This is a genomic window from Halomonas rhizosphaerae, from assembly GCF_030010555.1.
GTDB lineage: Bacteria > Pseudomonadota > Gammaproteobacteria > Pseudomonadales > Halomonadaceae > Halomonas > Halomonas rhizosphaerae.
The window spans coordinates 26,306-46,263 of sequence record NZ_JASCQP010000015.1; the positions used below are offsets into that span (position 1 = coordinate 26,306).

The following is a 19,958-nucleotide window of genomic DNA, read 5'->3' on the forward strand; positions in this document are numbered from 1 at the left end:
GTCTCTCGATTGTTGTGATGGGGGCTCAGAGCCGAACCAGGAAGCTCAGCTCACGGGCATTCACGGCCTCGCTGGCGGCGCGCGTGAACTGCTGGGCATGGCGTGCGGTGCTGCCGGCCAGGGCCAGGCGGGCATATTCGCGCCCCAGGGCGGCCTGCCAGCTGCCGGCCTCGACCGCCAGCGGCGCCGCGACGGGGCCGCGATGGCTCAGCAGCTGGTGGCGTCCCGCCTCGTGGCGGCCAAGCGCCAGCACGCGACCACGCCCGGCCAGCAGGCTGGTCAGCAGCACCAGGCCCGGCTCGTCGGTGAAGCCGGTCGCCAGGGTGCCGGCAGGCAGGGCATTGAGTGCCAGCGGGTCGAGACGGCCCTCGTAGCGCGGTGCCCAGCCCTGCTGGCGCAGCCCCAGCCCCAGCTCGGTGGTCGAGCGGTCGGCGCCGTAGAGGCGGATCGGGCCATGCACCGGTGCATCGGCGAGCCCGCGCTCGGCGGCCCAGGCGGCTCCCAGGGAGAGCGGCACCGCGGAGCCCAGCAGCAGGCCGTTCTTCAGCAACTGTCGACGTGTCAGGTTCATGGCCTCACTCCTCGTTCGCGGCGCCGGCCGCCAGGTCACCGCGCACCAGGGCCTGGATCAGGGCCTCCAGCTCGGGGTCGCTGATCTTGGCCTGGCGGAAGGCGGGCATGGCGGCCCGGCCATTGCGCACGGTCATGCGGATGTAGTTGCCCCGCGCCTCATGGGCCGCCTCGGGAAAGGCCATGGTGATCTCGGGGCCGACGGCCTTGTCCGGGGCGTGGCAGTGGGCACAGACCTGGCGGTAGACCTCGGCGGGGTCGCGAACGTCCGACTCGCTGTCGGGGGCTGCCGAGGCTGCCACCGGCAGCAGCAGGGCCGCGAGCAGGGAAAGGGGCATGAGTCTGAGCGAGGGGAGGTGCCGGCAGGGCACCGTTGTTGTGTTGTGCATGTCAGTGTCACCCGTCTGTTCGTCAAGGGCATGTCGCCTTCGGAGCACACCGACACCAGCGTCTTAGACTTTGGTATAAATCAAGAGGTTAGCATCGGGCTCCACGCCAATTAGCTGTCAAGAACCGTGCCGTTATCGGAAAAAACCTTGTCATCAGGGCACTAGGCGAGTCTCCAGGCACCGAATTGTCCGGATTGCGGACACCTGTTCGATACTATGGCTCAACCATTTGGTGAGCCCCTGCGCAAATGATGAAGGCTTCACCTCATCAGAATAGCCCGCTCCCCCTCGCCTCGGGGCGGGGGGTGATATCCTCTTGCCTTGATCCGCGACAGCTGGAAGACGTCATGTCCGCCTCACCCCCCGACTACCCCAGTGCCCGCGACCTCATGGATGCCCTGCGCTTCCTGCCGGAGGAGGGCCAGATATGGCTCGGCGAGCAACGCATGCTGCTGATGCCGCTGGCGGCCTCGTCCTTCTTCCGCAACGAGCTGGTGACCACCCTGGGCATGGAGCGCGCCCGCGGGCTCTTCATGCGGCTGGGCTACCATTCGGGACTGATGGATGCGGAGCTCGGCAGGTCACTCAGGGGAGACGACCAGGCACTGGAAGAGAGCTACCTGGCAGGCCCCCAACTGCACGCCCTGCAGGGCCATGTCCAGGCGGTACCGGTGCACCTGGAGATGGATCTGGAGAATGACTGGTTCTATAGCGAGTTCATCTGGAAGGGCTCCTTCGAGGTCGATGTCTGGCGCCCGCGGGGGCCCCAGGCCGAGCCCGTCTGCTGGACCCTGCTGGGTTACGCCTGCGCCTATGCCAGCCACCTGCTGGGCCGCGAGGTGCAGTTCCGCGAGGTCAGCTGCCGCGGCTGCGGGGATGCCGAGTGCCGTATCGTCGGCAAGCTGGCCGAGGAGTGGCCCGACCATGAGGCCTTCGCCGAGCACTTCCGTGAGGAGCCGCTGATCGATGAGCTCTACGAGCTGCAGGCGCGCATCGCCACCCTGGAGGGGGACCTGGCCCGCACCCGCGGCCAGGAGGACTGGGCGCCCATCGGCTCGACGCCGGCCTTCCAGGAGATGCTCGCCATGCTCGACAGCGCAGCGCCCTCCGAGGTCCCCGTGCTGCTGCTGGGAGAGACCGGCACCGGCAAGGAGATCCTGGCCCGGCGCCTGCACGACCAGAGCCATCGCGCCGAGGGCCCCTTCATCGCCGTCAACTGTGCGGCCATCCCGCCGGAGCTGATCGAGTCGGAACTGTTCGGCGTCGAGAAGGGGGCCTACACGGGCGCCGTGCAGTCGCGGATGGGACGCTTCGAGCGGGCCGACGGCGGCACCCTGTTCCTGGACGAGCTCGCGGAGCTCTCGCCGCGTGCCCAGGCCGCCCTGCTGCGGGTGCTGCAGGAGCAGCAGATCGAGCGGGTCGGCGCCCAGGCGGTGCAGGACGTGGACGTGCGCATCGTGGCCGCCACCCATACCGACCTGCTGCGACGCGTCGAGGAGGGCAGCTTTCGCCAGGACCTCTTCTACCGCCTGAACGCCTTCACCCTGACCGTGCCGCCCCTTCGCGAGCGACGCGAGGACATCGCCACCCTGGCGGAGCACTTCCTGTCACGCTTCGAGCACCACTACCAGCGCCGCACCCTGGGCTTCTCCGACCAGGCCCGCTCGGCCTTGAGCCAGTACCGCTGGCCGGGCAACATCCGCGAGCTCAAGAACAGCGTCGAGCGGGGGGTCATCCTCACCGCCGACCACAAGCGCATCACCGAGAAGGCACTGTTCGGCGACTATCGGGTCCCCACCCTGGCGCGCGAGAAGGGCCAGGGCCTCGATGCCTCGGGCATGCTCACCGCCTCGCCGGGTGGCGCACCCGACGAGGCGTCACCGCGGGAGCGTGTCCGTGCGCTGATCGAGGCCGGCATGACCCTGGAGGAGGTCGAGCGCACCATGCTCGAGACCGCCCAGGCCGACAGCGACGGCAACATCACCGCTGCCGCCCGCCGGCTGGGCATGACCCGCGCCGCCTATGCCTACCGGCTCAAGAAACACGGCATGCGGTAGGGCCAGGCCGTATGGCAGCTAGGGGATCACCCCCGGCAACGCAGAAGGCCCCGCCATCCCGAGGGGGATGGCGGGGCCTCGCGCTGGAGTGAGGGCCGGTCAGACCTCGAAGCGTCTAGAAATCAAAGAAGACCGTCTCGCCCTCGCCCTGCAGGCGAATGTCGAAGCGATAGCGCACCTTGCCGTCGACCTCCTCGCGCCGGGCGATCAGGGTCTGGCGGCGAGCCGGCGACTCGATGCGCGAGAGCACCGGACATTCGGCATTCGCCTCGGCCTCATCCTCGAAGTAGAGGCGGGTCTGGAGGTGGATATTGATGCCGCGGGCGAAGAGGGTCAGGTTGATATGCGGGGCCATCAGCAGGGCGCTGCGGGCACTCGCCAGGTCGTTCTCCTTGTCGTCGATGGCACCGTGCGCCTCGTCGATGCCATCCACCCGCACGCGACCCGGCTTGACGGTCCTGAGGGTCCACTCGCTGCCGTGCTCGAAGGTGGTGGCGGTGCGCCCGAAGCTGTTGAACGGCTTCTCCAGGTCATACTCGCGCTGATAGACGCCCTTGCTGTCCGCCTGCCACGCCTCGAGGAAGGCATCGCGCACCAGGTCGCCGTTGCCGTCGATCACGGTACCGACGATCTCGATATGCTCACCCTCGGCCTCGGGACGGGCCATCCCGTTCCAGATCTCCTCGTCGCGGGTCGGGTTGCCGGCCGCGGCCAGGGCCAGGCCGATGTGGACGTAGGGCCCGGCGGTCTGGGAGGCGGTCTCGCGCAGCATCAGCTCGCTGGTGGGCTGGGAGTTGGGCTGTTTCATGGTCTGGTTACCCCGTCCTGTCACTGGTTCTCGAACCGATCACTGGTTTTCAAAATAGGTCTGCAGCTCACCGCGCACGACCAGGTCGAAGCGGTAGGCCAGGCAGTCCATGGGCCGGCTGCGGGCCATGTCCAGGCGACCGACCATGGTCTCGACGGCGTCGGGGTCCTTGATGGTGTTGACGATGGGGCAAAGCGGGATCAGCGGGTCGCCCTCGAAGTACATCTGGGTGATCAGGCGGGTGGAGATCGCCGGGCCCATCACCGAGACGTGGATGTGGGAGGGACGCCAGCTGTTCACGTCGTTGGGCCAGGGATAGGGGCCCGGCTTGATGGTGCGGAAGCGGTACCAGCCTGCCTCATCGGTCAGGCAGCGGCCCACGCCGCCGAAGTTGGGGTCCAGCGGGGCGAGGTAGTTGTCGTTGCGGTGACGATAGCGGCCGCCGGCGTTTGCCTGCCACATTTCCACCAGGGTATGCGGCACCGGCTTGCCGAACTGGTCCACCACGCGGCCGAACATGATGATGCGCTCCCCCACCGGCAGCCCCTGCTCCTGGCTCGGATCCTGGCGAAAGTTGAGCAGCAGGTCGTTGTCGTGGGGGCCCACGCGCAAGCCACGGAAATCCGGGCCGGTGAGCTCGGAGGCGGTGGCATGCTGCATGCTGACCAGCGCCTGGCGCGGGGAACGGGCCACGGAGGTCTTGTAGCCGGGCGCATAGGCCGGCGGATGCCAGTTGCGGTCGCGCTCCACGAAGCGCTCGCTGTCGTCCTGCATATCGATTCGTCTCCAGAGGTCATGGATCTCGGCCAGTGTGGCGCCCTGTCGCAGGCCTGCCAATTGACGTCTTCATCGCCTCGCATAACCCAGGGGTTATGCCTTACCTGCCACCCACCAGGCTCGCCGCCACCTCGCGGAGGGTCTCGCAGAACCCCTCCAGGGCCAGCGACGGCTCGAGGCTGGCGTTGGTGCAGAGACCTACCGAGCCGCCCTGCTGCTCCAGCGCCAGGGCCAGCTCGACCAGCCGGCCCTCGTGCAGGGCGTCGCGCACCGCCTCTTCCGGCGCCACCCAGAGGGCGTCGCTCTCCAGGGTGTAGCGGTGGCTCAAGGGCAGCGACAGGGTCTCCAACTGACGCCCCGGCAGGCGCAGCGAGTGGCGCACGCAGAAGCTGTCGACCTGCTGGCGCAGGGTAGTACGGGGCGGTGGCAGCACCCAGGGGTAGCCCCCCAGCCGGTGAGGCTCGAGGGGCTCGACCCCGGCCAGCGGGTGCCCTGCCCGCACCACCAGGAGAAGGCGCTCGTAGTAGAGGTGCTCGAAGGCGAGGTCGCGGATCTCGCGGGCCTCGGTCATGCGTCCAACCACCAGGTCCAGCTCCCCCCGGCGCAGCCGAGAGAGCAGGAAGGCGCTGGGCCCGGTCACCACGTTGACACCGGCCTCGCCGGCCTCGGCCTGCTGCCAGCGCCGGATCGCCTCGGGCAGCAGGCGGCTTTCCACCGTGGAGAGCGCCCCCACCCGCAGCCAGCGCAGCGCGGCATGTGCCTCGCCCAGCGCGCTGACGCCCTCCTCCAGGGCGCGGATCGCCGGGCCGGCGTGGCGCAGCAGGGTCAGGCCGGCCTGGGTCAGGGCCACCCCCCGGGCGGTCCGCTCGAAGAGCGCGGTGTCGAGGATCTCCTCGAGCTCCTTGATGGTCTTGGACATGCCCGGCTGGGTGATCGCCAGGCGCTCGGCGGCACGCGCGAAGCTGCGCTGGCGCGCCACCTCCAGGAAGGCCTGGAGGTGGCGCAGCTTGATGCGGGCATTGAGCATTCAGGCCTCCGCTTGGCGGGAAGCGAGCAGCCGGCGGATGCTGGCCATGGCCGCCAGGCTGATCGCCAGGGTCGGCAGGAAGGCCAGCGCCACGACCCCCGAGAGGTCATAGAGCCCGCCCCCTACCACGGTGATGACGAAGACCAGAAGATAGCCGAAGAAGAGCATGCCGCCCATCAGCCTCGGCAGCGCCTCGACGCGCACCAGCCAGGCGGGCAGCGCCAGCACGAAGATGAACAGCGCGCTGGTGAAGAAGCCGAACAGCCCCGCGGCCCAGACCACGTGCTGCCCCGGCAGCCAGAGCATCAGCGGCAGCGCCAGCAGGGCCAGGGCCGTGATGGCGACCAGCGGACGGTGCCGCCCCATCAGCCGGTCGGCATAGAGGACCAGCAGCGTCGAGGAGAGCATCTGGGCACCGTTGAGGGCCGTCAGGCTGGGCGTGAGCAGCGCCAGGCGCCCGCTCTCCTCGAGCAGCGGCGGCAGGAAGACATTGCCGGTGAAGTAGAGCGCCGCGGCGGCGCCGAGCAGCGTCACCAGGCGCCACATGCGGGCATCACGGCGATCCGGGAGCACCAGCTCGGCGCTGGAGGAGCCCCGCCCGGTGGCCGGCAGTCGGCGACTGCCGGCGGCCAGGGCCAGCATCAGCAGCGGGACCGGCGCCACCCAGAGGGCGAAGGCCCACTGCCACTGCTCGCCCAGCCAGATGGCCACCAGGGGAGCGGTGGCCCCGGCGGCCAGCAGTTCGCCCACCAGCAGGCCATTGGTATAGATCGCCGAGGCGCGGCCCACGCGCCCCGGCGACCAGAGCTTGGCCAGCACCGGTATGGCCGCCTGCATGAAGGCGATGCCCACCCCCATGATCACGGTGGCCACCATCATCGCCAGGAAGCCCTCCGGCAGGCTGCGCAGCGCACTGCCCCCCGCCATCACCGCCAGCCCCAGCAGCATGCCGGGAAGCACCCCGACTCGCGCCAGCAGCCAGCCGGCGGCCAGCCCGCCCAGGGCCAGGGTGACCAGCGGCAGGCTGGTGGCGATGGCGACCTCGCCGCTGGTGAAGCCCAGCACCGCCTTGAGCTGCGGGATCAGCGGCGGCACCACCAGCACCGTCAGGCGCAGGTAGAGCCCGAGGCACCACAGCAGGCCATAGGCCAGCAGGGCCTGCCGCCACTGGCCCGACACGTCCATCGTCGCCGTCTCACCGCTCATCCGGATCCTCCTTGCCTGCCCTCGATGCTGATGGCCCCTCGGCCCGCCGTGAAAAGGACGAAGCCGGCACTCGTGCCGGCTTCGCATCTTGCCATATCGGGCACCATGTTAGCGCCCTAACAGATAGTGGCGTGGCGTATCAGTCCTTCTCCCCGCCCCAGCCCAGCTGCTTGGCCAGCGAGAAGGCATGATTGGCCGCCGGCACGCCGCCATAGATGGCCACATGCATCAGCACCTGGCGCAGCTCCGCCTCGGAGAGGCCGATGCGCTTGGCGGTCTTGAGGTGCAGGGTCAGCTCCTCGCGACCCAGGGCGGCGAGGATGCCGGTGGTGATCATGCTGCGCTCGCGACGGGTCAGGTCGTCGTTGCTCCACAGCTCGCCCCAGGCCAGGCGGGTGATCATCTGCTGGAAGGGCGCGTCCAGGCGGGTGGCGTTCGCGGTGGAGCGCGCCACGTGTTCCTCGCCCAGCACCTGCTTGCGGGTCGCAAGGCCGGTGGCGTAGGCCACGCCCTGGTTGGCCACGTCGCCCAGGTCCACGGACATCACTGCCTGAAGCTTCTCGGCGAACAGGGCCGGCACCTCCACGGAGGGCACATGGCCGACGCCCTCGAGGATCTCGAGGGGCGCGCCGTCGCACTCGGCCGCCAGGGCCTCCAGGGTCGCCGGCGGGGTCGCCAGGTCCTCGCTGCCGCCGAAGAGCTGCACCTTGACGCCCTTGCCGGAAAGCTTCCCCGTGAAGACGTCGCGCCCCAGCATCTCGCACAGCAGCGCATAGGAGTCATCGTCGCCGCGGCCCATCTGGGTGCACCAACCCGCCTTAAGGGCCGGCTCGGCCTCGAAGCAGGCCGGGGCGAACCAGCGCGGCACGATCTCCTCGGACATCGCCGCCAGGCCTTCCTGACGCACGCGGCCGGCGCGGGTGTTCCACAACTCGGCATTGCCGATCACCGCCCCGGTGTTGGTCAGGGTGGCGGAGAGCAGCCGCTCGCCGTGCTCGCTGACCAGCTGCTGGCCCACCACGCCGCCGATGGAGGTGCCGGCAAAGTGGAAGCGGCCGACGCCGGCGTGGTCGGCCAGTGCCAGGGCCTCGGCGGCCAGGTCGGCCGGGACGATCGCCCCCTCGCCCCAGGCCTGGCTGGCGCCGTGGCCGGGCAGGTCCCAGGTCAGCACACGGTAGCGCGGCAGCAGCGCCGGCAGCACGTCGTCCCACACCGCCTGGCTCATGCCCAGCGGATGGGCCAGCATCACCAGGGGATTGGCCTCGGCGCCGAGCAGGCGATAGGCCACGCTGCGGCCGTTGATGTTCAGAAATGCCATGGAAGTCTCTCCTGACGCCTTACGTCAAAATTCAATGTTTCCCCTCGACGGCGGTCCGGACCGCCCGTCAGTGGTCCCCGACATGGACCCGGTGGCGAGTCGTCAGACGGCCTTGAGTCCCAGGATCTCGCGAGCCTGTTGCCAGGTAGCCACCGGGCGCTCGTACTTCTCGCAAAGCGCCGCCACCCGCTCGACCAGGGCGGCATTCGAGGGGGCCAGGCTCTCCTTGTCCCAGCGGACATTGTCCTCGAGGCCGGTACGCGTGTGGCCTCCGGCGGCGATCGACCACTCGTTGAGCAGCAGCTGGTTGGCACCGACCCCGGCCCCGCACCACTGGGAACCCGGCGCCAGTCGCTCGAGGGTCTCGATGTAGAAGTCGAAGGTCGGCTTGTCGGCCGGCATGGCGTTCTTCACGCCCATCACGAACTGGACGTACAGCGGCGCCTTGATCTTGCCCTGCTTCATCAGGTTCACCGCCTGATGGATGTGCGACAGGTCAAAGGCCTCGATCTCGGGCTTGATGTCATAAGTCAGCATCTCGGAGGCGAGCCAGTCCACCAGGTCGGGGGAATTCTCGTAGACGCGCGTGGGGAAGTTGTTGGATCCCACCGACAGGCTGGCCATGTCGGGCTTCAGGGGTAGCATGCCGCCGCGCTCACGGTCGGCACCGGAGCGGCCGCCGGTGGAGAGCTGGACGATCATGCCCGGGCAGTGCTTGCGCAGTCCTTCCAGCAGGCGAGCAAACTTCTCGGGGTCCGAGGTCGGGGTCTGATCCTCGTTGCGGACATGGCAGTGCGCAATGGTCGCCCCGGCCTCGAAGGCCGCCTGGGTGCTCTCGATCTGCTCCTCGATGGTGATCGGAACCGCCGGGTTGTTCTCTTTGCGTGGCAGGCTGCCGGTGATGGCAACGCAGATAATACAGGGATTTGACATGGGAACCTCACGTTATGCCCAGGGGCTGGTGTGGAGGGTAAGGAGGAATCTCGAGGCTGGTGCCACGGGTGTTTACGCCCGTTCGATCAGGGTGGCGATGCCCTGCCCCACGCCCACGCACATGGTGCACAGGGCATAGCGCTTGCCGCTCTTCTGCAGCTCGTGGGCGGCGGTCAGCAGCAGGCGCGCCCCGGACATGCCCAGCGGGTGGCCCAGGGCGATGGCGCCGCCGTTGGGATTGACCCGCTGGTCGTCATCCTCGAGGCCGAGGTCGCGCATGCAGGCCAGGGCCTGGGCGGCGAAGGCCTCGTTGAGCTCGATGACGTCGATCTCGTCCAGCGACACGCCGGTACGCTCGAGCAGGCGGTTGACCGCGGGCACCGGGCCATAGCCCATGATGCGCGGCTCGACGCCGGCGGTGGCCATGCCGAGGATCCTGGCCATGGGTGTCAGGCCGTGCGCCTCGACGGCCGCTCGGCTTGCCACCAGCATCGCCGCGGCACCGTCGTTGACCCCCGAGGCATTGCCGGCGGTGACGCTGCCGCCCTCGCGGAACGGCGTGGGCAGGCCGGCGAGCTTCTCGAGGGTGGTCTCGCGCGGGTGCTCGTCCCGGTCGAAGAGCAACGGCGCCTGCTTGCGACGCGGGATCTCGATGGCGGTGATCTCCAGCGCAAAGCGGCCGGCCTCCTGGGCGGCGGCGGCCTTCTGCTGCGAGCGCAGGGCGAAGGCGTCCTGGTCCTCGCGGGAGATATTGAACTGCTCGGCCACGTTCTCGGCGGTCTCGGGCATGGACTCCACGCCGTAGGCCTTCTTCATCAGCGGGTTGATGAAGCGCCAGCCGATGGTGGTGTCCTCGATCTTCTGGCCGCGGGAGAAGGCGCTGTCGGCCTTGCCCATCACGTAGGGCGCACGGGACATGGACTCCACGCCACCGGCCAGGGCAAGGTCCATCTCGCCGGCCTTGATGGCACGGAAGGCGGTGCCCACCGCGTCCATCCCGGAGCCACACAGGCGGTTCAGGGTGGTGCCGGGCACGGAGGTCGGCAGGCCGGCGAGCAGCGCCGACATGCGCGCCACGCTGCGATTGTCCTCGCCGGCCTGATTGGCGCAGCCCATGAAGACATCGTCGATGGCCGCCGGGTCGAGCCCCGGGGCCTCGGCCAGCACCGCCTTGAAGATGCTGGCGGCGAGATCGTCGGGGCGCACGCTGGAAAGGGTCCCGCCGAAGCGGCCCACGGCGCTGCGCCGCGGATGACAGAGGAATACGTCGCTCATGGGGGTCTCCTGTTACTCGCCGGCGTGCTGGCGTTCGGTGCGGGCCTTCAGCTCGCGAAGGATATCGAGCTCCTTCGCACTGGGCTCGGGGGTGCTCTCGAGCTCACCGGCGAAGCGGATCTCCCAGCCGGTGGCCTCGATCACGTCCTCGCGGCTCACGCCCGGATGCAGGGAGACCACCGTGAGCTCCTTGGTCTCGGGGTCGGGCTTCATCACGCAGAGGTCGGTGATGACGCGCGTGGGCCCCTTGCCGATGTTCGGCACGCCGTCGCGGCCCTTGCCGTCGCGGCCGAAGCCCAGGGTGGTGACGAAGTCGACGTCCTTCACGAAGGCGCGCTTGGAGTGCTTCAGGGTAATGAAGACCTCTCCCGCATTCGTCGCAATTTCGGGAGCACCACCACCGCCCGGCAGGCGCACCTTGGGATCATGGTAGTCGCCGATCAGGGTGGTGTTGAGGTTGGCGTAGCGGTCGATCTGAGCGGTGCCCAGGAAGCCCACGCTGATCTTGCCGCCCTGCAGCCAGTAGCGGAACATCTCCGGCACCGCGACGGTGGTCAGGGCCGACTCGGCGAGTTCGCCGTCGCCGATGGAGAGCGGCAGCACGTCCGGCTTGGTCTGCAGGGTGCCGGACTCGTAGATCAGCACCACGTCGGGGGCATGGGTCAGGCGCGCCAGGTTGGCGGCCTCGGAGGGCAGGCCGATGCCGACGAAGCAGGTCATGCCGTTTTCCAGGGCACGGGCGGCGGTGACGGTCATCATCTCCGAGGACGTGTACTCGATACTCATCAGGCGTTACCCCCTGCGTTCATGACATTCTCTTCGATCCAGGCCGTGAAGGCGTCGCGATCCCGGGCGATGGCATCCCACTCCTTGTAGAAGCGGTTGTTGCGCGGGTAGTAGCCATGGGCATAGGAGGGCAAGGCACCCTTCTCGGCCACGGCGATGGCATCGATGGCCCAGCCTGGGATGATGCAGGCGTTGGGGTGGTAGTCCGGCTCGGCGGTCATGTCCTCGACGATCTCCTCGACGGTGACGATGCTCCTGGCCGCCGCCAGCACGGCCTCCTTCTGCACGCCGACGATCCCTTCCACCAGCACGTTGCCCTTACGGTCCGCCTTCTGGGCGTGGACGATGGAGACATCGGGTCGCACCGCCGGCACCGCGGCCAGGCGCTCGCCGGTGAAGGGGCACTCGATGAACTTGATCTGGTCGTTGACGTTGGGCAGCTCGCTGCCCACGTAGCCGCGCAGCACCGCCAGCGGCAGGCCGGCGGCCCCGGCCTCGAAGGCGCAGGCCATGGCGGCGTGGCTGTGCTCCAGGATCTCGATCCTGCGCGGCCAGCCCTTCTCCACGGCGTCACGCAGGCGGTGCAGGGAGCCCACGCCGGGGTTGCCGCCCCAGGAGAAGATCACCTTCTTCGCACAGCCCGCGCCGATCAGCTGATCGTAGATCAGGTCGGGGGTCATGCGGATCAGGGTCAGGTCGCGCTTCTTCTGGCGAATCACCTCATGACCCGCGGCGAAGGGAATCAGGTGTGTAAAGCCTTCCATGGCCACGGTGGCGCCGTCCTCGACGTAGCGCGCCACCGCGTCATGCAGGCTCAGGAACTCGGCCATGATGGTTCGCCTCTTGCTGTTGCGTTCCGAAGGCCAGCGGCTGGAAGCCGGCAGACCCGCAGAAGTTCGCAAAGTGAACATAGGTTTGCATGACGAACAAACTACTCCCGTCGAATTCAGCCGTCAAATCCCGCCGTGCGCGCACGAAAAAGGGGAGGCCTGGCCTCCCCTCACGATCACCCCGCGTAAATGTTGAACTTTCAGTCGATTACTTGCCCTCCAGCCAGGCAGTGGCACGCTGCACCTGGGCTCGACTACTACCAAGGTATAAGGCCGGATCACTGGCCCGCTCGAGGTCGGTATGCTCGACGCGCCCCGCCACCTCCTCGTGCCCCGCCAGCACTTCGGCATAGGGGCGCCCCGTCAGGCGCGCGGTCTCGGCGGCCTCGGCACTGATGCGCTTGGCGGCGTCCTGGCCCACGACCGGGGCCAGCAGGCGCGAGACCGGCTCGGCCATGATGCCGCCGCCCGTCGCCGCCAGGTTGCGCCGCATCGCCTCGGGGTGCACCTCCAGGCCCTCGAGCAGCACCGCGGCCTGTTCCAGAGCGCCTTCCAGCAGCAGGGCACTGTCGAGCAGCGGCGCCCACTCGGCGTGCCACTCCCCCAGCCCCCGCTCCAGGGGCTGGGCCGCGGCGTTGAGGATCACCGTGGTGTGGCCGTGCACCTGGCGGGCGGCGCCGCGGATCAGCGCGCAGCGCACCGGATTGCGCTTGTGCGGCATCGACGAGGACTCCCCCATGCCGGGGGCCGCCGGCTCGGCCACCTCGCCGAGCTCGGTCTGGGTCAGCAGCGCCACGTCCAGGGCCAGCTTCTCGGCGGCGCCGGCGGCGGCATCCAGCCCCGTGGCCAGGGCATGGATCGGCTGGCGATCGGTGTGCCAGGGCAGCACGGCAGCCGCGAGGCCCAGCCGCTCGGCCAGGGCGTCCATGAAGGCAAGGCCCAGGTTGTCCCAGCCCGGCCCGTCTAAACCAGAGTGCACCGCCACGGCGCCGCCGAACTGCACCGGCAACTCGAGCCCGGCCAGGCGACGGCGGGCCTGCTCCAGGCCGATGGCCCAGTGGGCCACCTTGACGCCGAAGGTGATCGGCAGCGCCTGCTGCATCAGGGTGCGCCCCACCATCACGGTCTCGTCATGCGCCTGCATCAGGCTGAGGGCCGCGGAGCGACAGCGCACCAGCAGGGCATCGAGGGCGGCCAGGCGAGGTTTCAGCAGCAGCATCAGGGCCGTGTCGACCACGTCCTGGCTGGTGGCGCCCTGGTGCCAATAGCGTTTGAGGTCTTCCTGTAAGGCAGCGCGCCCCTGCTTGACGAAGGGGATGGCCGCATTGCCGCCGCTGGCGACGCCGGCGGCGATGGCGTCCAGGTCGAAGGCATGCGCCTCGAGCGTCTTGCACATGGCCAGGCTGGCGCCGTCGGGTACCGCCCCGCGGGCCTCCTGGACCTCGGCCAGGGCCAGCTCGAAGGCCAGCATGGCATCGACCATGGCCCGGGCATTGCACTCGGCCAGCGCCTGTTGGCTCATGAAGGGGTGCTGGATCAGGTCGGCAGGCATGACGGTCTCTCCGATGGTTTCGTGGGGCCTCGGCCGATGGCGGGACAGGCTCCCCCTATGGTCGCACAACTGTTCGCAGTTCGAACAAATATGCTAGATTAGACCATGGTTCTCCGGCAACACGACCAAGGATAACGACGGATGGAAACGTCCCTGCAGGACGAGGCCCTGAGCCCCAATGATCGCGACTTCGTCACGGCACTGGCCAGTGGCCTCGAGGTCATCCTGGCCTTCGACGAGGCCCACCCGCGCATGACGCTCAGCGAGGTGGCGGCGCGCACCGGCATGAACCGTGCCCGGGCGCGACGCTTCCTGCTGACCCTCCATGCCCTGGGCTATGTCCGCAAGCAGCAGCGCCACTTCGAGCTGGCCCCCAAGGTGCTGAACCTCGGCTATGCGTTTCTCTCCGCCAACAACTACCGCAGCGTGATCCAGCAGATCCTCGAGGACATCACCAGCGAATGTGGCGAGTCCTCGTCGCTGGGCGTGCTGGACGGCGACGACGTCACCTATGTGGCTCGCTCCTCCTCACGCCACCGACTGATGGCCATTACCCTCTCGGTTGGCACGCGCCTGCCGGCGGCCCACACCTCCATGGGACGGGTGCTGCTGGCCCAGCTGCCGGAGGCCGAGCTCGACGCCTTCCTGTCGCGGGTGGTCCTCGAGCCGCATACCGACAAGACCATCACCGACAAGGCCGAGCTCAAGCGCTGCATCCTCGAGGTGCGCCAGCAGGGCTACGCCATCGCCGACCAGGAGCTGGACTCCGGGTTGCGCTCTGTGGCCGTTCCGGCCTTCGATGCCAACGGCCGGCTGCTCGGTGCGATCAACATCAGCACCAATGCCGCCCGGGTCGACTACGACACCCTGATGCGCCATTACCTGCCGCTGCTGCAGGAGAAGGCCCGACAGATCCGCGCCAGCGTCAGCTGACGGGTGCAATTTCCAAAACACGATTCTAGAATCAAGGTTTTCGCGACGAATGGATAGCCACCATGGCGGGTAGCCTGATCGAACGCACCCTGGGGGTGCTGGAAATCCTCTCGGAGGACGCCGAGGGCATGCCATTGCTGGTCATCGCCGACCGGCTGCACATTCCCAAGAGCGCGGCCCACCGCATCTGCAACGAGCTGATCCGGCTGGGCCATGTTCGCCAGGATCCGAATTCCCAGCGCTACCGGCTCACCACGCGACTGATGGCCATGGGACTGAGCTACCTGGCGAGCACGGGAGCCAGCGACGTCATCCAGCCGATCCTCGACCGCCTGGCCGAGGAGAGCGGCGAACTGGTGCGCCTCTCGGTCATTGAGGGGCAGCACCTCACCTGGATCGCCAAGGCCCAGGGCGCTCGCACCGGGCTGCGCTACGATCCGGACATGGGCCGAGAGGCGCCGCTGTTTTGCACCGCCAGTGGCCATGCCTGGCTGGCCGACCTCAGCGATGAGGCGGCGACGGCCCTGATCGACGCCCATGGCCTGGAGACCGACCACCCGGTAGGCCCCGGGGCGCCCCGCACCCGTGAGGCCGTATTCGAACACCTACGTCAGACCCGTGAACGTGGCTACAGCTGGGTCAGCGACAGCATGGGCCCCGGCACCACGGCCATGGCGGCCCTGGTACGCCATCCGCTCGACGGTCACCCCATCGGGGCACTGAGTATCGCCGGGCCGAGCGTGCGGCTCGATGCCGATCGCGTCGAGGCCCTTGGCCCGCGCCTGATGGCCGCGGCGGCGGAGCTCTCCCAGGCCAGCAGCTCGTCACGACTCTTCAGCTGATGCCCGGCGCCGTGCGTCCGATACCCACTCCGGCAAGGAGGCCGTAGTGCTCGAGATCCTCGCCATCACCACCCCGATCTTCCTGTTGATCGGGGTCGGCTACGTGATCATGGCCAGCGGCATCATCACCAGCGAGCAGCTCCAGGGCGTGGGCACCTTTGTCATGTACTGCGCACTGCCCTCACTGGTGATTCGCGCCCTCAACCAGAACCCGCTAGGCGAGGTCTTCAATCCCCACTACCTGCTGGCCTATGGTCTGGGCTCCCTGGCGGTATTCGGCTTCGCCCTGCTGCTGACGCTGAGGCTCCAGTGCAAGCCGCTCGGCATCGGGGCCATGCATGCCTTGGGGATGGCCGCCTCCAACAGCGGCTTCATCGGTTACCCGGTGGCCGCCATGGTACTGGGCTCGCCCGCCGCAGTGTTCCTGGCACTGAACATGCTGATCGAGAACCTGCTGATCATTCCTGCGGCACTGATCCTGGCCGAGATGGCGAACCAGAGCGGCGCCGGCCTCGGTGCCACCCTGCGCCAGACGGTCCTTCGCCTGGCTCGTAATCCCATCCTGATCGGCCTGGTGGTGGGCGTGCTGCTCGCCGTCTCGGGTCTCGCCCTGCCGGCCCCGCTGGCCAAAGCCATCGACATGCTGGCCGATGCCGCCGGCCCCGCTGCGCTGTTCGTGATCGGCGGCTCCCTGTATGGGCTCCAGGTCCGCGGCATGGCCACCGACGTGGGCCAGATCGTCGTTGGCAAGCTGCTGCTGCATCCGCTTGCCGTGCTCGGGGTCTTCCTGCTGCTTCCAGAGTCGGACCCCATGCTGCTGACCGGTGCCCTGCTCTTCGCCTGCGCCCCGATGATCAGCGTCTTTCCACTGTTCGGCCAGCGCTATGGTCTGGGCGGTGTTAGTGCCGCCGCCCTGATGGTCGGCACCCTGGCCTCCTTCGTCACTATCAGCCTGCTGATCTGGCTGTTGACCCGCGTCGGCCTGCTGCCTGTCACCTAAATCACCGTTCCCTTCCTTACTTCACCTGGGCCACACCCGGGGTCGATGCTTTCTGTCCATTGCATTAAATGGAACATTGTTCTAGATTATTCGAGAACAGCATTCCAGAGGACCGGCAATGGCCGACAGACAGCATGACGTCGATCTGGTGGTGGTGGGCTCCGGCGCGGCCGGCCTCTCCGCCGCTGTCACCGCCGCCTGGCATGGCCTCAAGGTGGTGGTGGTCGAGAAGGCCGAGGGGCTGGGCGGTGCCACCGCCTGGTCGGGCGGCTGGCTGTGGACCCCGCTCACCCCCCTGGCCAAGGCCGCCGGGATCAACGAAGACCCGGAGACGGTGCGCACCTACCTGCGCCATGAGCTGGGCGATCGCTACGACCCGGCGAAGATCGATGCCTTCCTCGATGCCGCCCCGAAGATGGTGGAGTTCTTCCACCAGAAGACGGCGCTTCAGTTCGCCAGCGGCAACGCCATTGCTGACATCCATGGCGACACGCCTGGCGCCGGTACCGGCGGCCGCTCGGTGATCGCCGCGCCCTTCGATGGCCGCAAGCTCGACAGGAAGACGCTGAAGAAACTGCGCAAGACCATGCCGGAGACCGCCTTCCTGGGCATGCCAATCCAGGCCGGGCCGGATCTGACGGCCTTCCTGACGGCCACTCGCTCCATCAAATCCTTCATCCACGTCACACGGCGCCTCAGTCGTCATCTCCATGACCTGGCCCGCTACGGCCGGGCCATGCAGCTGGTCAACGGCGTGGCCCTGACCGGCCGGCTGGCCAAGTCCGCCGATGAACTCGGAGTGGAGACTTGGGTGTCGTCGCCTGCCCAGCGCCTGATCAAGGAAGACGCCCGCGTCACCGGCGTGGTGGTGCAAACACCGGACGGCCAGGTGACCCTGACCGCCCGGCGCGGCGTGGTGCTGGCCGCCGGCGGCTTCCCTTGGGATATCGCGCGGCGCAAGGAACTCTTTCCGCACACCCCGACCGGCGAGGAGCACTGGCCGCTGCCGCCGCCTTCCGCCAATGGCGATGGCCTGCGCCTCGGCGAGTCAGTGGGTGGCGAGGTCGACACCAGCCTCTACTCGCCGGTGGCCTGGGCGCCGGTCTCGGTGGTCCCCTACCAGGACGGCCATGTCGGTCACTTCCCGCACATCATCGACCGCGGCAAGCCGGGCATCATCGGCGTGCTCAGGAACGGCAAGCGCTTCGTCAACGAAGCTGCGGGCTACTACGACTACGTGGATGCCATGGTCAAGGCGGTACCGGCCGACGAGGAGCTCTGCTCCTGGCTGATCTGCACCCACCGCTTCCAGCGCCGCTATGGGGTCGGCATCACTCGCCCGGCGCCGGTACCCTTCAAGCACTGGATTCGCAAGGGCTATCTCAAGGCCGGCAGGACTCTAGAGGAACTGGCCCGGAACTGCGGTATCGACCCGGATGGACTCGCGGCCACGATGGCCGATTACAATCGCAACGCCGCCCGGGGCGAGGACCCGGAGTTCGGCCGCGGCTCCACCCTCTACAATTGCAAGAATGGCGATCCCGCCCACGGCCCCAACCCCTGCGTGGCGCCCCTGGACCAGGGTCCATTCTATGCAGTGAAGGTAATGCCGGGATGTTTCGGCACCTTCGCCGGCCTCAAGACAAACGAGCACGCCCAGGTCCTGGATGCCCGGGGCCTCCCGATCGACGGCCTCTATGCGGCAGGCAGCGACATGGCCAACATCATGGGCGGCTACTACCCGGCCGGTGGCATCAACCTTGGCCCGGCCATGACCTTCGGCCATATCGCCGGCCTGCACGCCGCCGTTCAGCGCGAGAACGACTCACCCAAGATACGTAACGAGCACGCCGATGCCTGAGCGCCCCTTCTCCCTGGCCGCCCTGACCGTACTGGAGCTGTCTCCCCCCGCGATGGTCGAAGTGGCAGCACGAGCAGGCTACGATGGCGTCGGCCTGCGCCTGATTCCCGCCACCTCAGAGGAGCACCATTTCCCGCTCGCCCACGATGCGGCTCTGCAGCGCCAAACTCGGGAGCGTCTACGCGATACCGGCCTGAGAGTCTTGGATATCGAGATCCTGCGTCTCAAGCCTGAGACCCGAGTCCGCGAGGACTTTGCCCGCATCCTGGAGATAGGGGCGCAGCTGGGTGCCAGCGAAGTGCTGGTGGCCGGCAACGATGAGGATACGACTAGGACCATCGACAACTTCGCGGCGCTATGCGAACTGGCCAGTCCGCTGGGCCTAAATCCGCACCTCGAGTTCATGCCCTGGACGGGTGTGAAGAACCTCATCGAGGCACATCATATCGTCGGGACCGTGCGCAAGGCCGGTCTTGACAATGCCTGCCTGCTGGTGGATGCCTTCCACTTCAACCGGTCGGCCAGCCGCCTGGATGAACTGTCACGGGTTCCCCGGGAGTGGATGCGCTATTCGCAGCTATGCGACGTGGCTGGCCCGATCCCAGACGACATGGCTGAGATCCTTCGCGAAGCACGCCAGGAGCGCTGCTTCCCGGGTGACGGTGATATCGACCTGCCGTCCCTGCTGGCGACGTTACCCCGCGATCTGCCATTGAGCCTGGAGGTCCCGACCGAAAGGCTTCGACGTCAGGGCGTAAGCGCCCTGGCGCGCGCCAGACTGGCGCTGGAAACGTCACGACAGCTGGTCGAGACCCAGATACCTTAGCGGCACGTCATTAGCCAGCTAGCATTAGCCTTCCTTCACCCCTCGGGAACTTCATGGCCACCGATTCGCCTCTCGTCCCTACCCTGCCCGCCGACCGCCCACTGCTAGGCATCGGCTTCATTCTCCTTGCGGGCCTGCTGTTCGTGTTGTTGGACACGGGCGTCAAGTGGCTCGGCCAGGACTACTCGCCGGTACAAGTGGTCTGGGCGCGTTATGCGGGCCATATGCTGGTGCTGGCGGCCTACCTCGGCTGGCTGGGGCTTCCGCGCTGCCGTGAACTGATGCGGACCGAGTCGCTCTTCGGCCAGATACTGCGTGGCCTGTTGCTGTTCGGCGCCAGTACCTTCGCCTACCTGGCGCTGCGCGAGCTGCCCATCCTGCAAGTTTATGTCATCAACTTCAGCTCCCCGCTGCTGGTCACCCTGCTGGCCATCCCGCTGCTGAGGGAGCGGGTGACCCCGGCACGGGGCCTGGCCGTCGCGGTGGGGTTTGTCGGCGTGGTGATCGCCGTGGGACCGGTGGACTGGCAATCACAGCCGGCGGCGCTGTTGCCCTTCGGCATGGCCTTCTGTTTTGCGCTCTACCAGCTCACCACCCGACGCTTTGGCCGCCATGACCACCCCCTGACCTCGCTGTTCTATGCCGGCCTGGCCGGTGCTCTGGTGAGCAGCGCCATCGTTCCCCTGTTCTGGTCGCCCATCGCACTCGGCGACCTTCCGCTGTTCCTGGCCGTCGGCATCCTCGGCGCCGTCAGCCAGCTGATGTTGATCATGGCCATGCGCTGTGCACCTGCTTCCCTGGTCTCGCCCTTCCTCTACCTGCAGATCGTCTGGGCTTCGGCCGCAGGATATCTGGTCTTCGGGGACGTACCGCTACTGCAGACCTACCTGGGGGCCATCCTGATCATCGGCGCCGGCCTCTTCCTCGCAACCCGGCGCGGCTAATGCCGGGCTTGGCCGCCGCCGACA

The 19,958-nt window shown here is 68.0% G+C and carries 19 protein-coding genes; 7 read left to right on the forward strand and 12 right to left on the reverse strand.

Going from position 1 to position 19,958, the window contains the following annotated elements; all coding sequences use genetic code 11:
- Positions 1-25: 25 nt before the first annotated feature.
- Both QLQ83_RS04360 and QLQ83_RS04365 read right to left on the reverse strand, forming a co-directional pair.
- Entirely contained in the window at positions 26-571 is a 546-nt protein-coding gene (locus QLQ83_RS04360) for a hypothetical protein (RefSeq protein WP_282734332.1), read from the reverse strand.
- A gap of 4 nt (positions 572-575) precedes the next feature.
- Positions 576-959 carry a c-type cytochrome gene (locus QLQ83_RS04365; protein WP_282734333.1) on the reverse strand — a complete coding sequence of 128 codons (384 nt, stop codon included), beginning with the start codon at positions 957-959 and terminating at the stop codon, positions 576-578.
- A gap of 347 nt (positions 960-1,306) precedes the next feature.
- Here QLQ83_RS04365 and QLQ83_RS04370 point away from each other — a divergent pair, with 347 nt between their 5' ends.
- Positions 1,307-3,016 carry a sigma-54-dependent Fis family transcriptional regulator gene (locus tag QLQ83_RS04370; protein WP_282734334.1) on the forward strand — a complete coding sequence of 570 codons (1,710 nt, stop codon included), beginning with the start codon at positions 1,307-1,309 and terminating at the stop codon, positions 3,014-3,016.
- A gap of 115 nt (positions 3,017-3,131) precedes the next feature.
- Here the strand turns inward: QLQ83_RS04370 and QLQ83_RS04375 are convergent, their stop codons facing one another.
- The 10 genes from QLQ83_RS04375 to QLQ83_RS04420 all read right to left on the reverse strand — a co-directional run bounded on the left by QLQ83_RS04375 (position 3,132) and on the right by QLQ83_RS04420 (position 13,528).
- On the reverse strand, positions 3,132-3,824 hold the full coding sequence (locus QLQ83_RS04375) for a protocatechuate 3,4-dioxygenase subunit alpha (RefSeq protein WP_282734335.1): 693 nt from the start codon (positions 3,822-3,824) through the stop codon (positions 3,132-3,134).
- Positions 3,825-3,863: 39 nt separating this feature from the next.
- Complete coding sequence (gene pcaH / locus QLQ83_RS04380; protein WP_411971113.1) at positions 3,864-4,598, reverse strand: protocatechuate 3,4-dioxygenase subunit beta; 735 nt, start codon at positions 4,596-4,598, stop codon at positions 3,864-3,866.
- A 103-nt stretch (positions 4,599-4,701) separates the two neighbouring features.
- Positions 4,702-5,628, reverse strand: coding sequence for a pca operon transcription factor PcaQ (gene pcaQ, locus QLQ83_RS04385; protein ID WP_282734336.1), 927 nt, complete (start codon positions 5,626-5,628; stop codon positions 4,702-4,704).
- Positions 5,629-6,834, reverse strand: a complete 1,206-nt coding sequence (locus QLQ83_RS04390; RefSeq protein WP_282734337.1) for an MFS transporter — start codon at positions 6,832-6,834, stop codon at positions 5,629-5,631. It lies immediately after the preceding gene.
- A 139-nt stretch (positions 6,835-6,973) separates the two neighbouring features.
- Positions 6,974-8,152 (reverse strand): alpha/beta fold hydrolase, encoded by a 1,179-nt coding sequence (locus QLQ83_RS04395; protein WP_282734338.1) that lies wholly within the window; start codon positions 8,150-8,152, stop codon positions 6,974-6,976.
- A 102-nt stretch (positions 8,153-8,254) separates the two neighbouring features.
- Positions 8,255-9,085, reverse strand: coding sequence for a beta-keto acid cleavage family enzyme (locus QLQ83_RS04400; RefSeq protein WP_282734339.1), 831 nt, complete (start codon positions 9,083-9,085; stop codon positions 8,255-8,257).
- A gap of 72 nt (positions 9,086-9,157) precedes the next feature.
- Entirely contained in the window at positions 9,158-10,360 is a 1,203-nt protein-coding gene (gene pcaF, locus QLQ83_RS04405; protein ID WP_282734340.1) for a 3-oxoadipyl-CoA thiolase, read from the reverse strand.
- A gap of 12 nt (positions 10,361-10,372) precedes the next feature.
- On the reverse strand, positions 10,373-11,146 hold the full coding sequence (locus QLQ83_RS04410; protein ID WP_282734341.1) for a CoA-transferase subunit beta: 774 nt from the start codon (positions 11,144-11,146) through the stop codon (positions 10,373-10,375).
- On the reverse strand, positions 11,146-11,976 hold the full coding sequence (locus QLQ83_RS04415; RefSeq protein ID WP_282734342.1) for a CoA transferase subunit A: 831 nt from the start codon (positions 11,974-11,976) through the stop codon (positions 11,146-11,148). Before QLQ83_RS04415 ends, QLQ83_RS04410 begins: the two co-directional genes overlap by 1 nt.
- Before the next feature lie 208 nt (positions 11,977-12,184).
- Positions 12,185-13,528 carry a class-II fumarase/aspartase family protein gene (locus QLQ83_RS04420; protein WP_282734343.1) on the reverse strand — a complete coding sequence of 448 codons (1,344 nt, stop codon included), beginning with the start codon at positions 13,526-13,528 and terminating at the stop codon, positions 12,185-12,187.
- A gap of 141 nt (positions 13,529-13,669) precedes the next feature.
- Here QLQ83_RS04420 and QLQ83_RS04425 point away from each other — a divergent pair, with 141 nt between their 5' ends.
- The 6 genes from QLQ83_RS04425 to QLQ83_RS04450 all read left to right on the forward strand — a co-directional run bounded on the left by QLQ83_RS04425 (position 13,670) and on the right by QLQ83_RS04450 (position 19,934).
- Positions 13,670-14,461 carry an IclR family transcriptional regulator domain-containing protein gene (locus QLQ83_RS04425; RefSeq protein ID WP_282734344.1) on the forward strand — a complete coding sequence of 264 codons (792 nt, stop codon included), beginning with the start codon at positions 13,670-13,672 and terminating at the stop codon, positions 14,459-14,461.
- Between the two features lie 62 nt (positions 14,462-14,523).
- On the forward strand, positions 14,524-15,303 hold the full coding sequence (locus QLQ83_RS04430) for an IclR family transcriptional regulator (protein ID WP_282734345.1): 780 nt from the start codon (positions 14,524-14,526) through the stop codon (positions 15,301-15,303).
- Positions 15,304-15,349: 46 nt separating this feature from the next.
- Entirely contained in the window at positions 15,350-16,303 is a 954-nt protein-coding gene (locus QLQ83_RS04435; RefSeq protein WP_282734346.1) for an AEC family transporter, read from the forward strand.
- 118 nt (positions 16,304-16,421) lie between these two features.
- Complete coding sequence (locus tag QLQ83_RS04440; RefSeq protein ID WP_282734347.1) at positions 16,422-18,164, forward strand: FAD-dependent oxidoreductase; 1,743 nt, start codon at positions 16,422-16,424, stop codon at positions 18,162-18,164.
- Positions 18,157-18,990: a sugar phosphate isomerase/epimerase family protein gene (locus QLQ83_RS04445; protein WP_282734348.1), complete on the forward strand. Its 834-nt coding sequence runs from the start codon at positions 18,157-18,159 to the stop codon at positions 18,988-18,990. Before QLQ83_RS04440 ends, QLQ83_RS04445 begins: the two co-directional genes overlap by 8 nt.
- A 53-nt stretch (positions 18,991-19,043) precedes the next feature.
- The gene (locus QLQ83_RS04450) at positions 19,044-19,934 is read left to right on the forward strand and encodes a DMT family transporter (RefSeq protein WP_282734349.1); all 891 of its coding nucleotides are present in this window, start codon (positions 19,044-19,046) and stop codon (positions 19,932-19,934) included.
- Positions 19,935-19,958: the final 24 nt, after the last annotated feature.

Bases quoted from the DNA above. Each gene is read 5' to 3' on its own strand.
- QLQ83_RS04360 (WP_282734332.1), bottom strand. From the start codon at position 571: ATGAACCTGACACGTCGACAGTTGCTGAAGAACGGCCTGCTGCTGGGC.
- QLQ83_RS04365 (WP_282734333.1), bottom strand. From the start codon at position 959: ATGCACAACACAACAACGGTGCCCTGCCGGCACCTCCCCTCGCTCAGA.
- QLQ83_RS04370 (WP_282734334.1), top strand. From the start codon at position 1,307: ATGTCCGCCTCACCCCCCGACTACCCCAGTGCCCGCGACCTCATGGAT.
- QLQ83_RS04375 (WP_282734335.1), bottom strand. From the start codon at position 3,824: ATGAAACAGCCCAACTCCCAGCCCACCAGCGAGCTGATGCTGCGCGAG.
- pcaH (WP_411971113.1), bottom strand. From the start codon at position 4,598: ATGCAGGACGACAGCGAGCGCTTCGTGGAGCGCGACCGCAACTGGCAT.
- pcaQ (WP_282734336.1), bottom strand. From the start codon at position 5,628: ATGCTCAATGCCCGCATCAAGCTGCGCCACCTCCAGGCCTTCCTGGAG.
- QLQ83_RS04390 (WP_282734337.1), bottom strand. From the start codon at position 6,834: ATGAGCGGTGAGACGGCGACGATGGACGTGTCGGGCCAGTGGCGGCAG.
- QLQ83_RS04395 (WP_282734338.1), bottom strand. From the start codon at position 8,152: ATGGCATTTCTGAACATCAACGGCCGCAGCGTGGCCTATCGCCTGCTC.
- QLQ83_RS04400 (WP_282734339.1), bottom strand. From the start codon at position 9,085: ATGTCAAATCCCTGTATTATCTGCGTTGCCATCACCGGCAGCCTGCCA.
- pcaF (WP_282734340.1), bottom strand. From the start codon at position 10,360: ATGAGCGACGTATTCCTCTGTCATCCGCGGCGCAGCGCCGTGGGCCGC.
- QLQ83_RS04410 (WP_282734341.1), bottom strand. From the start codon at position 11,146: ATGAGTATCGAGTACACGTCCTCGGAGATGATGACCGTCACCGCCGCC.
- QLQ83_RS04415 (WP_282734342.1), bottom strand. From the start codon at position 11,976: ATGGCCGAGTTCCTGAGCCTGCATGACGCGGTGGCGCGCTACGTCGAG.
- QLQ83_RS04420 (WP_282734343.1), bottom strand. From the start codon at position 13,528: ATGCCTGCCGACCTGATCCAGCACCCCTTCATGAGCCAACAGGCGCTG.
- QLQ83_RS04425 (WP_282734344.1), top strand. From the start codon at position 13,670: ATGGAAACGTCCCTGCAGGACGAGGCCCTGAGCCCCAATGATCGCGAC.
- QLQ83_RS04430 (WP_282734345.1), top strand. From the start codon at position 14,524: ATGGCGGGTAGCCTGATCGAACGCACCCTGGGGGTGCTGGAAATCCTC.
- QLQ83_RS04440 (WP_282734347.1), top strand. From the start codon at position 16,422: ATGGCCGACAGACAGCATGACGTCGATCTGGTGGTGGTGGGCTCCGGC.
- QLQ83_RS04445 (WP_282734348.1), top strand. From the start codon at position 18,157: ATGCCTGAGCGCCCCTTCTCCCTGGCCGCCCTGACCGTACTGGAGCTG.
- QLQ83_RS04450 (WP_282734349.1), top strand. From the start codon at position 19,044: ATGGCCACCGATTCGCCTCTCGTCCCTACCCTGCCCGCCGACCGCCCA.